The sequence below is a fragment of the Streptomyces sp. NRRL WC-3549 genome (assembly GCF_000721935.1).
GTDB lineage: Bacteria > Actinomycetota > Actinomycetes > Streptomycetales > Streptomycetaceae > Streptomyces.
In genome coordinates this window covers 147,639-148,635 of the sequence record NZ_KL585387.1, presented here as the reverse complement: position 1 = coordinate 148,635, position 997 = coordinate 147,639, and the positions used below count along the sequence as shown (strand labels likewise).

The window sequence follows — 997 nt, the reverse complement described above, 5'->3', positions numbered from 1 at the left end:
GCCCCCCGCCGCAGGACTTCATGAGACGGCGGGCGGCGATCAGGACGTTGACACCGCTGGAGTCGCAGAAGAAGACGCCCGAGAGGTCGAGGACCACGTCGTGCCGGCCCTCGGCCACGGCCCCGTGGACGGACCGGCGCACGGCGGGCGAGGACGCCAGATCGAGCTCACCGCGGATCCGCAGCACGGTCCACGCGCCCTCCTCGCTCTCGTCCACCTTCAGCGTCACGCCACTGGGCCTCTCGTTCCGGCGGGATCCGGAGGATCCGGAAGTTTCCGTTCCTCCTCGCGGCTGCCCGCACCCCGGGGCCCCGAAACACTCGTGCGCTCATAGGCCCGGCACAAGTTTCCTACAGAAATGATCATTTGGTGATCGTTTGCCGGAAGGGCGGACGGCGAGAGGTGACGTTTTCCCTATCATCTGGCGCCACTCGGGGGACGTACTTGGTGCAAAGGTACGTGGACGCCCGGGGCCGCCGACTACATTCGACGTGTCGAGGGGCACAGGGCTGGGGGCTGGATGACGAAGGAAGCACCACCACGCTGGGACCGCCGCATGCAGCAGCGGCTGGCGCGTGGCGAGGCGGCGGCCCTCGGCGAGCTCTACGACCGCTTCGCCCCGCTCGTGCACAGCCAGGCCCACCGCATGCTCGACGACGAGGAGGCGGCGGACCTGGTGACCCGGGAGGTCTTCGGCTACATCTGGGAGAACCCGGACGCCTACGACCCCAAGCAGGGACCGATGAGGTCGTGGGTGGCACGGCTCACCCACCACCGGTCGGTGGAGCGGCTCCGCGCGGCCCACGACGGGGACGCGCACGACCAGGAGCTGGAGCACCGGGTGCGCAAGGCCACGGCCGCGGCCCGCGCCGACTACATCGTGGCCTCGATGCCCTCCTCCCTGCGGTCGGCCCTGGAACTCGCGTACGTCCAGCGCCGCGACTACCGCCAGGCCGCCGCCGACCTCGGGGTCACCGGGGACGAGGCCCGGCGCCGG

General features: G+C 70.8%; 2 protein-coding genes. One reads left to right on the top strand and one right to left on the bottom strand.

The features are described 5' to 3' along the window. Positions 1 to 229: STAS domain-containing protein (locus IH13_RS0106030; RefSeq protein WP_158791061.1), on the bottom strand; the 229-nt coding region annotated here is incomplete at its 3' end. Between the two features lie 291 nt (positions 230 to 520). Here IH13_RS0106030 and IH13_RS0106025 point away from each other — a divergent pair. Further along, the coding region (locus IH13_RS0106025; protein WP_063837402.1) for a sigma factor at positions 521 to 997 on the top strand (477 nt) is incomplete at its 3' end.